The sequence below is a fragment of the Scytonema sp. PRP1 genome, from assembly GCF_036697665.2.
GTDB lineage: Bacteria > Cyanobacteriota > Cyanobacteriia > Cyanobacteriales > Nostocaceae > Kalymmatonema > Kalymmatonema gypsitolerans.
Map to the genome: position 1 here is coordinate 1 of NZ_JBAHYJ020000084.1, position 13,354 is coordinate 13,354.

Annotated in this window: 9 protein-coding genes and 2 pseudogenes; all 11 read left to right on the plus strand. The window is 41.8% G+C overall.

Annotation, left to right across the window (positions count from 1 at the left end):
- Positions 1–191, plus strand: a pseudogene (locus V5G28_RS19340) (GDSL-type esterase/lipase family protein); the annotation flags it as partial.
- Between the two features lie 545 nt (positions 192–736).
- Positions 737–2,155: a GumC family protein gene (locus V5G28_RS19345; protein WP_332987807.1), complete on the plus strand. Its 1,419-nt coding sequence runs from the start codon at positions 737–739 to the stop codon at positions 2,153–2,155.
- 135 nt (positions 2,156–2,290) lie between these two features.
- A complete protein-coding gene (locus V5G28_RS19350; protein ID WP_332987808.1) occupies positions 2,291–3,580 on the plus strand; it encodes an O-antigen ligase family protein in 1,290 nt (429 codons plus the stop codon).
- 50 nt (positions 3,581–3,630) lie between these two features.
- Positions 3,631–4,907: pseudogene (locus V5G28_RS19355) on the plus strand (lipopolysaccharide biosynthesis protein).
- Between the two features lie 244 nt (positions 4,908–5,151).
- Positions 5,152–6,210 (plus strand): polysaccharide pyruvyl transferase family protein, encoded by a 1,059-nt coding sequence (locus tag V5G28_RS19360; protein ID WP_332987810.1) that lies wholly within the window; start codon positions 5,152–5,154, stop codon positions 6,208–6,210.
- A gap of 41 nt (positions 6,211–6,251) precedes the next feature.
- Entirely contained in the window at positions 6,252–7,229 is a 978-nt protein-coding gene (locus V5G28_RS19365) for a glycosyltransferase family 2 protein (protein WP_332987811.1), read from the plus strand.
- A 248-nt stretch (positions 7,230–7,477) separates the two neighbouring features.
- On the plus strand, positions 7,478–7,840 hold the full coding sequence (locus V5G28_RS19370) for a hypothetical protein (protein ID WP_332987812.1): 363 nt from the start codon (positions 7,478–7,480) through the stop codon (positions 7,838–7,840).
- A gap of 106 nt (positions 7,841–7,946) precedes the next feature.
- The gene (locus tag V5G28_RS19375; RefSeq protein ID WP_332987813.1) at positions 7,947–9,413 is read left to right on the plus strand and encodes a glycosyltransferase family 4 protein; all 1,467 of its coding nucleotides are present in this window, start codon (positions 7,947–7,949) and stop codon (positions 9,411–9,413) included.
- A 328-nt stretch (positions 9,414–9,741) separates the two neighbouring features.
- The gene (locus tag V5G28_RS19380) at positions 9,742–10,626 is read left to right on the plus strand and encodes a hypothetical protein (protein ID WP_332987815.1); all 885 of its coding nucleotides are present in this window, start codon (positions 9,742–9,744) and stop codon (positions 10,624–10,626) included.
- A 400-nt stretch (positions 10,627–11,026) separates the two neighbouring features.
- Positions 11,027–12,070: a glycosyltransferase family 2 protein gene (locus V5G28_RS19385; RefSeq protein WP_332987816.1), complete on the plus strand. Its 1,044-nt coding sequence runs from the start codon at positions 11,027–11,029 to the stop codon at positions 12,068–12,070.
- A 55-nt stretch (positions 12,071–12,125) separates the two neighbouring features.
- On the plus strand, positions 12,126–13,145 hold the full coding sequence (locus tag V5G28_RS19390) for a glycosyltransferase family 2 protein (protein ID WP_332987817.1): 1,020 nt from the start codon (positions 12,126–12,128) through the stop codon (positions 13,143–13,145).
- Positions 13,146–13,354: the final 209 nt, after the last annotated feature.

Genomic DNA, 13,354 nt, shown 5'->3' on the forward strand with positions numbered 1-13,354 from the left:
CTAAACAGTTTGCTCATGTGTGTCATGAATTAAATGTACCTTATTTAGATATTTTTCCGAAATTGGAAAAGTCAAATATTTGGATAGATGAGGCAAGAGCCAATGACGGTGCGCATCCCCGAGCAGGAGGCTATGCAAAGTTTGCCCAAATCGTGGAAAATTGGGAAGCTTGGTTAAATTGGTTTAAATAATAAACGCCCCAGAAAAAAGTGCATAGACAAAGTAGCGGCTTCTCCTGCTAATGAATGATGGAAAAACTTATCACGAAATCAGCGATTTTCTCGGCTGTTCTTATCGAAGTGTTGCCTATTGTGCATTTACAGTAAGCAAAGTATGCAGTAGTGCAGGGATGCAAGAGGAGCAGGGGAGAAAAGGAAAAATTACGTTCCACACATTCTCCGTGTGCTCCTGTAATGAAATACACTAGTATTCATGTCCTCAACAAGTTTTTGCAACACAATCCACAATGTCCAGGCGGATAGCTTAGTGGATAATTGTATCTTCCCCATAGGATACTATCTGCCTCAGGCGCATCGTAGCCATTAGATAGTGTTTTCTATCGGTATTTGCGGAGGAAACTGTACTAAGACTTGCAGATAAAGTCTTAGGTCACCAAAATAATATAAGCCTGCAAGTAGATTCGGGCAATCGCCCAAAGGGCAGTGTGTTCTTTTGCAATCGCAAAACGCCGCCTAGGCTCTGTAGTTCTACCAGTTTCCAATTTAGGGGATTGTTAATGACCAATTATATAGAAATCTCTACTGGTTACCCTAGCAGACCGAGCAAATCAGCAGTGAACCAAGGACGTTGGCAGCGTTACTTACTTCTAGGTCTAGCAACCAATCTAGCCTTTTGGGGTTCCGCTTTTTTTTATCTGAAGGTGACACCACCAACTTATACCAGTTCTTCAGCTCTTAATTTGCCAGAAGCGGCATCAAACGCCAATGTTACTTTACCAGGCATTGGTCAAGCCTCCTATCAAGATTCATCTCCCTACGGTTCTAATTCTTCTCAAGACCCAAGAGAAAATTATAAATTCATTGCTCAAAGCGAATCTGTATTGAAGGGAGCAGCAGCTCAGCTTAATATGTCCTTAGGAGAGTTTGGCAGCCCGCAGGTCAAGGTATTAGATAACACCACTATCATGACTGTTCAATTCAAAGGTGCGAGTCCCCAAGAAGCTCAGAATAAATCCTTAGCTTTTTACAAAGCCCTTGAAGCAAGGCTCAATGAGCTTAGAACTCAAGAAGGTATTCGACGAGACGCAGGTTTTCAAACAGCCCTCAATTCTTCACAGAAAAAATTGCAAAGCGCTCAAAAGAGTCTTTCCGATTACAAAGCGCGTTCAGGTTTGAACTCTGACGATCAAATTAAGGATCTTACAACCAACATTGAACAGCTACGTAGACAACGAGCCGAAATATTAGCTCAACAGCAGCAAGCTAGTACTCGGTTAAGACAATTATCTGCTAGTTTAAAACTATCTGCTGGGCAAGCTACAGATGCTTTTGTCCTTCAATCAGATCAGATATTTCAGCAGAACCTAAAAGACTATAGTGAAGCTAGCGCTGCTGTGGTTGTTTTAGAATCCAAATTTTTGCCTATCCATCCGACAGTGGTTGCAGAAAAAGCCAAGCGAGACGCTGCTCAACAAGCTTTGCTAGCCCGGGGTCAAGCTCTTCTAGGGCGACCAGTCAGCCTAGGAACCCTAAAGCAATTAAATCTTAGTAGCGCTGGCTCTGATAGCGGTCGAGACGCTCTTTTTGAACAAATAGTTACTGTTCAAGCAGACCAAAAGGGACTCACAGCCCAAGCTCAAGCAATAGACCAACAAATTGCCCAGCTTGAAAATAGACTAAAAAACCTTGTACACCAGGGGTCTAATTTGGATGCTCTCAAACGGGATATGCAAGTTGCTGAAGCAGTCTTTTCCTCTACTTTAACCAGACTGGATATTGGCAAGTCGAATGCCTCTGGCTCTTATCCACTTATTCAAGTTGTCGCAGAACCCAGCTTACCCGATAGTCCTACTTCGCCAAAAAAATCATATGTTTATTTCGGTGCGGCTGTTGGCTCGCTTTTTTCAACTACGGGTTTAGTGTTACTCTGGCTGCGTAGCTGCAAACGCAAACATTTGACATCTAAAGATACCTAAATGACTTGTATATACGTGCTTGGAGATTACACAGTTGTAATCAGAACTAAAGCCAAGCGTGTTAAATATTCAAATAGCTCTGGAAACAAACGCAAATTTATATAGTAAGACTTAACACTTGTCATTCCAACTTGGATGAAACCTCAAAATTTAGAAGAAAAAGTAGTTTGGTACTCGCTCATAGGAACCTACGGTTTTTACTTTATAGGAGCACAGTACATATTAACACCCGCACTTGCATGGTTGCTAACATTATACTTGGGCAAAAAAGTTTGGAGCCAAACTGAAAATACACCAACTAAAGAAAAAGTAGCCATTCCTTTTTCAGTATGGATATGGGTGATTTTCATGTTAGTCATGGAAGTTGCTTTAATTATTGCTCATATAAATTTTGATTTAGGAATACCAAAGATAATTACTTCAACAATCAATTGGGCAAGAGCATGGCCTCTGATGGCGTTGTTTCCTCTTATTGGTTGCCTTAATATCCGACCACAATTACTTTACCGAGCTGTTTGTATCATCTGCCTACAAAGTTTAATCTTAATTCCAATTTTCTATCTAGCATATACGTTACATTTACCAAATAATTTATACACTTCTCCACTGCGGTTACTAGGAGGTAATGGTGTTGAGTATTACAATGTAGTTCTCTATGGATTTGAGGAAGACACTAATCAAACTCGCCTACAATTGTTTGCGCCTTGGCCTCCTGCTTTGGGATTGGTAGCGAATATCTATTTTTTGCTTGCATGTCAAGAGTCCGATAAAAAGTGGCGGTTGATTGGCATGATTGGTTCCGTCGCTATGATTGTCTCCTCATTTTCACGGTTGAGTATACTATCTTTTGCCACCATTCCATTACTAACTTGGGTTTTGGTAAACTTTACTCAACCCCTTGTACCAATTACCACAGGGGTAGTAAGTTTTTTTGCGGCTATCTTTGCACCCCTACTGATCAATTTTCTTGAAACGTTTAAGGAGCAGTTCTCCAAGGCTCGAGCAGGCTCTTCGCGAATTAGAGAGATACTGGGTCGGATAGCCCTACATCGTTGGAATGAAGCGCCCATATGGGGTCACGGAATTATTGAGCCGAGAGGAACAAGAATTACAGCATTTATGCCTGTTGGCACTCACCACACCTGGTTTGGTTTACTGTTTGAAAAAGGACTGGTAGGTTTAATTGCATTAGCAGTTCCCTTGTTATGGAGCTTTATAGATTTACTTTACAAAGCTCAGAAGAACACTACTGCCAAGCTAGGGTTAAGTGTACTCTTAGTTTTATTTTTCTTTACTCTTGGTGAAAGAATAGAAGGTTTAGCTTACCTCTATTGGCCTGGTTTAGTAATAATGGGCATGGGATTTAAAGCAAAAGTGCAGACTCCTATCTCTCTTGAGAGGAACACTGAAGCAACGTCTATTTAGATCTCGATTTACCCAAAAAAAATTAATTATTTCTGAGACACATAATAGTAATGCTAATTAAGAAGCTGAAGCAGCAATTATCCAGCAAATTTATTCGCAATGTTGGTTGGCTGGGGGGGCGGAGTTAGCTAATCGTATCTTCCGCTTGGCGACAACGTTTACTTTAGCTCGCATTTTTAGCCCCTACGATTACGGACTAGTAGCAGTCGTTTTAACTACGAATGAATTTGCAAGTGTTTTTACCCTCAGGTCTGGGATTGGATCTAAGATTATTCAGGCTAATGAACAAGATGTGAAAGTTATATGTAATACATCGTATTGGCTTAATTGGGTTTTATGCGGCTCACTTTTTATTATTCAGTGTATTGCTGCCTTTCCGATTGCTTTGTTTTATGGAAATAATCAAGTTATTTTGCCTATCTGCATTGTTGCACTAGTCTACTTAATGCTACCGATTTTCATGGTTCAATCTGCACTGATTCAACGAGAAAACCGACTAAATATTACGGCATTATGTAATGTCACCCAATCGTTACTCACAAATATTTTAACAATAGGTCTAGCCATATTGGGAATGGGAATGTGGGCTGTCGTCTTACCAATTGTCCTAACGACTCCTGTATGGATCGTGATCAATTATATGAATCATTCCTGGCGACCTCCGAATTCTTTCAGGCTTGAACGATGGCAAGAAATTACTAATTATGGTAAAGATATACTGGGCGTTGAATTACTCATTAAGTTGAGAAGTAATATAGATTATTTACTAGTTGGGCGTTTTTTAGGAATTCAAGCTTTAGGAATATACTACTTTGCCTTTAATGCTGGATTAGGGATTAGTTTAAATGTCATAAATGCATTTACTTCGGCTTTATTTCCTCATCTTTGTGCGGTTAGGGGAAACTTCAAGCAGCTTAAAGAACGATATTTTAGTAGCCTCAAGTCGACTACCATATTTGTAGTTCCGTTGATTATTTTACAGGCAAGCTTAGCTCCTTTCTATGTACCAATTGTTTTCGGGCAAAAATGGGTAACAGCAATTCCAGTCTTGGTAGTTATCTGCCTCTCAGCTCTACCGCTTACTCTTTATAATCCCACTTACCAACTACTCAACGCTGTGGGTAAAACCCATATTAATCTCTATTGGAATTTGATTTATACAGTTTTCTTCACGATTTCCTTATTAGTAGCTGTGAAATGGGGAATATTTTGGGTAGCCGCAACAGTACTCATTTGTCAGGGATTGGCACAGCCTATGTTTAGTGTTTGGGGTATGAGATATATATTCGGCAAAGCTTCACATTTCTCACTGGCAGAAAAATTATAAATAAGACGGGAGCGTAATCATTCATGCTGACAATGAAACTTAGAATTTTACTCGAATCCTTGAATTTGTTTTGGCAAAAAACTTTGATAAGTTTGAATTTGTGATGATTGGTGATGACTAGTCATTGACAGCTAAGAATTCTTTTCTCCTGTCTGTTTTGAATGACAAACCACTTTTCTAAGCCTAACCCAACTGCTTCAGTACCAATTTTTATCTAGTAACACTTTTGTAAGGAGCTATTTTCGTGAAAACTCTCGTAGTAGGTTGGTTCAGTTTTAAGAAGATGTATGTTACCGCTGGCGACCTGATGGCGCGGGATCTTGCCTGTGACTGGCTCGAACGTGCTGGTCATACCTATGATGTCGCTCTTGCTCCTCCGTTTGTTGGTGGGGTTGATTGGCGATCTGTAGATCCGAAGAATTATTCACATCTTGTGTTTGTCTGTGGTCCTTTTGGTTTTGGTCAGCTAACTCATGAATTTTTACAACGCTTCAGCTGCTGTCGTCTTATCGGTCTTGACTTAACAATGCTTGAGTCGATTAATGTTTGGAATCCCTTCGATGTACTTTTAGAAAGAGATAGTTCTGCTTGTTCGCGACCAGATATTACTTTTCTGTCACGTCAACCCAAGGTGCCTGTTGTGGGTGTTATCCTGGTTCATCCACAAGGTGAGTACAAAGACCGAGGCAGACATGAATTTGCAAATGACGCTATTAACCGACTCGTTGCCTCGCGAGAAATGGTAGCAGTGCCTATCGATACTTGTCTCGATCCTAATACTACAAATCTCCGAACCGCCGCTGAGGTCGAATCGCTGATCGCCCGCATGGATCTTGTCGTGACTACACGTTTACATGGTACTGTGTTAGCCCTCAAGAATGGAGTTCCGGTGGTTGCTATAGATGGCATTGCTGGGGGAGCTAAAGTTCTACGCCAGGCGGAAACGATTGGTTGGCAGACGGTATTTACTGTTGATAACGTATCAGATGAGGTGTTGCAGAAAGCTTTTGACTACTGTCTAACAGAGCAAGCACGAGAAAAAGCAAGAGAATGTCGCGATCGCGCTATTAACGTCGTCGAACAAATACGCGATGAATTTATCTCAGCCTTAGATCCGTTGAATTCCTCAAGTGCGAAAGTATGGTGCGAGGAAGCACTCGACAAATCCTTATTAAACCCCCCTCTTGTGCTGAGAATGAAACAAATGGCTGTGAATAAAGCCAGATCCCTTAAAAAGAAAACAATATCTGCCATAGTTAAGCTACTCTTAGGCAATAACAAAAGTCAAACCATTCAGTATTAATTGGCAAACGTAGCGATTCATCTAAGGAAAGTCTCATCTTTATGTCACCGACGATATCAATTATTATTCCTGCTTACAATGCTGAACGAACTCTTTTAGAAACGATTGCATCAGTTCAGCAACAAACCTTCTCAGATTTTGAGCTAATTGTTATTAATGACGGCTCAACAGACCGCACTTTAGAATTGCTTAATTCAGTTGCAGACCCTCGCCTCAAAATCTTCTCCTACAGTAATGGTGGTTTACCAGTCGCTCGCAATCGTGGTATTTCTCATGCCACTGGAGAATTTATTGCATTTCTCGATGCTGATGACTTATGGACACCAGATAAGTTGGAACTCCAACTTGCAGCCTTGCAACAGCATCCAGAGGCAGGAGTTGCTTATAGCTGGACTTATTTCATGGAAGATAAAGAAGGCTCTTTATCTTTCAACGCATGTGAACCCGTATTTTTTGAAGGCAATGTTTATGCCAACTTGTTAGTTGCTGATTTCATTTATAACGGGTCTAATACTTTAATACGTAAGCAAGCGATTGAGTCAATAGGAGAGTTCGATCCTACACTTAAATCATGTGAGGATTGGGACTATTGGCTGCGGCTAGCTACTCGTTGGCATTTTGTTGTTGTTCCTAAGCACCAAATTCTCTATCGTCGCTCTTCAGGAGTAATGTCTTCTAAAGTTGAGGTGATGAAGCAAGCATGTCTTATCGTGCTTGAAAAGGCGTATCGAGCGGCTCCACCGGAACTTCAATATCTTAAAAATCAGACTTTTACTAGTTTTCACAAGTTCTGTGCAGATCTATATCTGAAGCACAGCACCGATATGAGTGGAGTTAAAGAAGCTGGGCAGCACTTGTGGATGGCAATCCGGCTACAGCCACAGACTTTAATAAACAAAAGATTTCAAAAGTTAGTACTCAAGTTTCTACTGCTACGAGTACTCTCACCTGGAATTACTAACAATTTCTTTGAGTTCATCAAAAAAAATCGTGCGAATCATCAACCTCTAACCCAATGATGAAAATGTTTTCTACTGATGCTATGCACACTTTATCGCGTTCTAAATTTCTACGCTTGGGACTTCTTTCCATTTGTAGTGGAGTTGCAGTTAGCAACTGTAGTATTGTAAAGGCGACGAATGAGTCTAAGTCTATACTCACAGCCAGCCGACTAAAGACAATAGTGTATAACTTCCACTGTTACGTTCCATTTGTCTTTACACATCAAGGTGCTACCTGGGGATGGGGATGGCGCGCTTGGCAATTCATGAAAAGTATTCCTTACCCTTCAAATCCTCAAGCAGTCGAACCTTTGCTTTGGGAAATTGGAGATTCTGAGGCTAAATCAGCAGTAGAGAATTATGGTAAGGAAGAATGGAATAAAGCTAAGTTGCTAAAAGTCTTATCGCCAATTGCCGAATGGGCAAAAACTAACGACGTTTCTGTAATATGTAATGAGTTTGGAGCGATACCATGGGTAGCTCCTAGAAAATCTATGCTTCACTCTTTAAAAGATGTTACACAAGTTTTTGAAACCTATGGAATTGGTTGGGGGCATTGGTATGGTTTGAATATGCTTGACACAGAATTGATGCAAGCACTTGGTCTTCAATCTCTACTAACTCCTTAATTTTTAATACTAGGATACATATTTCCCTATTTTATTATTGAAAGTAAAAATTAGGCTATTTTGTGGTCGCTAAACCACCCACTCAAATACAAATATTATGAAAAATATGGAAAACTTTTCAAATTTGGCAAATACTTCGCCCGACTTATTGACATATTCCAATTCTCGATTAAATCAAAACATCAAGCGTCCTGACGCGAATGTCCAAGAGTCGCTACTAGTGAACACCCAGTCAGAACCAACGATCGCCTTACTGCCTTTTGGCGATTTGATTGAAGATTTTTTAGAGAGTATCGGCGTTTCATTCGAGGTTTTCTGTAACGAGTTTATGGGGAGCTGGATGTTTGGTTACATCGATACTTTGCGGGTGGTCGGTGTGCGAACGGTGTTATTCTGTTTTTCGGCAAATGTTGCTGTGCCGTCGCGCTTCACACATACGCCCACTGGCGCTACAATCTGCGTGCTGCCTGCTCCCAGGATCTACCGCGCCTACCATGGTGTTCGACGCCAAGCACTCAACGTTTCCGGGGTGAGCGAAAATGAGAAATTCAGCGATGTCTACGCCACGAACAGTACCCGCCTTTCGTTATTAGTAACACTCAAAAACGTAGTCAAGAACTTAGGCTCTTACCTATCTACACCTGTTTTGTTGCTTGCCCAAGAACTACGGCGCGAGGGTTGCAATGCCATTTTGTGCCAGGAATATGAGTACGCCCGCTTCGACACTTGCGTGCTTTTGGGGCAGTTGATGCGTTTGCCAGTGTTTGCTACTTTCCAAGGAGGCGACAAACAGCAAAGCTTCCTCGAATATCCCCTGCGCCAGCTGGCGATGCGCGCATGCACAGGCTTAATCATCGCTACGCAAACCGAGATTCAGCGGGTAAGTACTTGTTATGGGGTGTCGTCTGCCAAGGTAGCCCGTATTTTTAACCCATTAAATGTGGCAACATGGCGTGCTATCAATCGCGACGAAGCACGGGCTGCGCTCGGCATCCCAATAGATGCTAAGGTGGTCGTCTGGCACGGGCGTGTCGAGATAGAGCGCAAGGGGCTGGACGTGCTGCTTGACGCTTGGAAAGAAATATGCGGTGGGCGACCGGAAAAAGACCTGCGGTTGCTGCTGGTGGGAACGGGTAGCGATGCGAACAAACTGCGTCAGCGCCTTGAAACTATGCAACTACAGGGCGTGATGTGGGTAAACGAATTTGTCCGTGATCGCACCCGAATTCAAAAATACCTCTCTGCTGCTGACGTTTATACTCTCCCGTCCCGACAGGAGGGCTTTCCAGTAGCGCCAGTTGAGGCAATGGCTTGCGGTTTGCCTGTGGTGGCAGCTGATGCTCCTGGTGTGCCCGACATTCTTGAGGAAGGGGAGGCTTCAGGTGGGGTAGTCGTGCCCCGCGGTGATGCGACAGCGCTGGCGTTGGCCCTTGGTCGTGTTCTAGATAATGAGGCTTGGGCGTGTAAGTTGGGTAAACTAGCTCGGAGTCGGGCAGAGAATTGCTTTTCGCCTGAGGCAATTGGCAACCAGCTGCGTGACTTCCTCTTAAGCCAGAAGGTGCATGGGAGTTGAGGCTAACTTTTATTTTCGCGGGATGTGGAAGAAGAGCAGGCTGATTTGCGTCAATTATGCGCGAGTCAGCTTGTTCTTTTTAGTATTTAATTATAGTAAGTGCAACTTTATACCACATATAAGCTAAGAATCGGAGCCTTTAGTATAAATCAAGCAAATTGTCTTTTGCTTCTCATAATACCAATTCTTTATGTAACAGCACACAATGATTTAGGTCTGCAATTTTTGTCTAATATAGGGTATGAGTGACACAATTTTCTGTGCAAAGTCAAATGGAATTGGGATAAACTATCAAACTGGTATCAAGTATTGGAAAAGGGAAGCATAGATGAGAATTTTGGAAAAAATTAGACGTTTACCTAATAAAATCAAGAGAATTATTTTAAATATTTCAGTATTTCAACTGATCTCACAGCTTGTTCATCAAAAAAAACTTGAAAAATATGTTAAATATCTACCAAAGATTTCTTTAGAAGACTCCAATGTGGTTGAGTATTTGCGTCAAGAAGGAACTTATGTTACCTCTTTACAAGCACTGCAAATTTCCTCTACATCTCTAATGATTGCTAGTGCAGAAAAGCTATTACCAGAACTACTCGCATTTTCTAGCGATAAGAATCATGTAATTAGTCTGCCTTTATTGAAATTAATGAAGTACCCAGAAATTTTTCTATGGGGACTTCAAGAACGATTACTTAATATTATTGAAAATTATATCGGTCTTCCAGTACTCTATCATGGCGCACATTTCCGCAGGGAGATTGCTAATGGGAAACTTATAGATGTCAGGCAATGGCACACAGATGTGGAAGACCATCGCATGGTCAGAATCATAGTCTACTTGAATGATGTGAGTTTAAATGGTGGACCATTTGAATACATTTCAAAAAATTCAACTTCATTATTACGTCAAACTCTTCAATACAGTTCTGGTTTCGTCTCAGATGACATCATAAAAACCCTTATCCCTACATCAGATTGGAAACCTTGCATAGGACGTTCTGGCACAGTAATCTTCAGTGATACACGCAATGTTTTTCATCGTGCCAAGCCACCTGTAGGAGCAGATCGATTTTCAATCACTTTTTCCTACACTTCCAGACGACCCATGACAATCTTTAGCAAAGTTAGATTGTCTGGAGATGAGTTGCTAGGAATTTCAAGCAGACTATCCAGACGTCAGAAACAGTGTATTTTAGAATACGGGAACTAGTCCTGAGTAACGAGGACCAGACGAAAAAATTTTACATTTGTAAGCAAAAGCAATCGTGCCTTGGCGGGCAGTCCGTGCCAATGCCCAAAGGGCAAGCACTCGCGTTCGCGCTATTGCGCACTGCCGGGCGATCGCCTCATTATTGCGGCTAAATCTATTGTATCGTTGTACGTGAGCCAGATTAGTCGGTTATGAATTTGTCCTATCCGCACAGTATTGGAAGTTGAGGTTGACCCTACGACTAGGCGGATAGCCAGGTGGATAATTCTCGCACTCTGTTGGATGCTATCAGCTTCATATGCGATCGTAGCCAGCAGGTAGTATTTCCATTGCTATATTGGAGATTACTGTACTAACAGTACAACCTGAGATCGGGACTGAAACAAAGTCAGTCTTAAAAATGAAAAAAGTTTCTGTCATTATTCCGGTTTACGGAGTCGAGAATTACATAGCGGCTACTGTGCAATCTGTTCTCGATCAAACCTATAAACATTTCGAGCTTCTCATTATCGATGATGCCTCTCCTGACAGGAGTATAGAGATTTGTCAGCAATTGACAGATGCCAGAATTAAAATCATTCACCAGGCAAACCGAGGATTAGCTGGAGCAAGGAATACTGGTATTCGCCATGCCCAAGGAGAATATTTAGCTTTTTTAGATGGAGATGACCTTTGGTCGCCCCAGAAGTTAGAAAAACATATGACTCACTTGGAAAATTCTCCAGCCGTCGGTGTTAGCTTTAGCCGCTCTAGTTTTATCGATGAAGCTGGAAAATCCTTAGGTACTTATCAGATGCCTAAGCTTAAAGAAATCACCACACCCTATTTACTTGGTCGCAATCCGGTTGGCAATGGCTCGGCGGCGCTGATTCGGAGAGAAGTTTTTGAAGCTATTAAATTCCAAGATAACCTTCACGGTACTGTAGAGGATTTTTATTTTGACGAACACTTCCGCCGAGCAGAAGATTTGGAATGTTGGATTCGCATTTCCATCCAAACTAATTGGCAAATAGAGGGGATTCCTGAAGCTCTAACCTTGTACCGAGTCAGTTCAGGTGGCCTTTCTGCCAACATACCTCAACAGTCAGATGCCTGGGAAAAGGTAATTGAAAAGACACGCTCCTACGCTCCAGAAATAGTTACTCAATGGGAAACACTAGCTAGAGCCTACCATTTGCAGTATTTAGCTCGGAATGCAGTTCGTCTGCAAGATGGTTCAATGGCTGTGAAACTGATCAATCGAGCTTTAGCAACCAACTGGCATATTCTCCTTAAGGAGCCACGCCCTATGCTTTTGACCTTGGCTGCTGCTTATTTCCTTTGGTTGCTACCCCAATCTCTTTACAGTTCTATTGAGGCAGTTGCTTTAAAGAGAACAGGAGCTAGCCAAAAACACCGCATTCTTCAAGACCAACTTTTGGAGCATCAGGAAGGTTCAACCTAGAGAGCGTCATGAAACCTTTATTTGTTAATGACTCAAATTACTAGCAATTGTTACTATGAAAAAAGTTTCTGTTATTATTCCGGTTTACAAAGCCGAGAAATATATAGCTGCTACAGTAAAATCTGTCCTTGAGCAAACCTATAAAAATTTTGAGATTCTTATTATTGATGATGCTTCTCCTGATAAGAGTATAGATATTTGTAAGCAATTCACAGACTCTAGAATTAAAATTCTTCACCAAGAAAATCGAGGTCTAGCTGGAGCAAGGAATACTGGTATTCGCCATGCTCAAGGAGAATATTTAGCTTTTCTAGATGCAGATGACCTTTGGTTACCAGAGAAATTAGAAAAACACGTTACCCATCTAGACAGTTCACCAAAGGTAGGGGTTAGCTTCAGCCGCTCTACTTTTATTGATGATGAGGGGCGACCTTTAGGGCTCTATCAAATGCCTAAGCTAAAAGATATCACATTGCCTCAAGTACTTTGCCGCAATCCTATTAGCAATGGTTCGGCAGCAGTGATTCGCAATGAAGTGTTTGCAGGCATAAAATTTCAAGATCATCTTCACGGTACTGTAGAGGATTTTTATTTTGACGAACGCTTCCGCCAATCTGAAGACATTGAATGTTGGATTCGCATAGCGATTCAAACCGAGTGGCAGATAGAAGGTATTGCTGAAGCCTTAACCTTATACAGGGTGAATTCAGGTGGTCTTTCTGCAAATATCTTCCAACAGTTAGATTCTTGGGAAAAGGTGATTGAAAAGACGCGTTCCTATGCTCCAGAAATAATTACTCAATGGGAAACTCTAGCTAGAGCTTACCAACTACGATATTTGTCTCGTAGGGCAGTACGTCTGCAAGATGGAGCAATGGCTGTGAAACTAGTTAATCAAGCTTTAGCGACCAATTGGCGTATTCTCGTTGAGGAGCCGCGCCGTACGCTTTTGAGCTTGGCTGCAGCTTATCTCGTTTTGCTTCTGCCCCAATCCCTCTACAGTCAAATTGAAGCTGTTGCTTTAAAGAGCACAGGCGCTACCCAAAGACGCCGGATTTTACAAGAGCAGTCCTAGGGTGCCTGCATCTAATTTCCTGAAGAAACAGAGTCAGGACAAAAGCGTTGAAGCAAACGAGAGATGATCGGGGATGTTCAGTTTAACAGATGAGCAGTGGGGAAGCTCAAAGCCCTTGCTACTTCTTCAGAAGGCTCATCATGGTAAGCCAGTCCTCGACCATCACCGCATTCTCATTCGCAACTCTATCTAACTTGTTTTCCACTTAC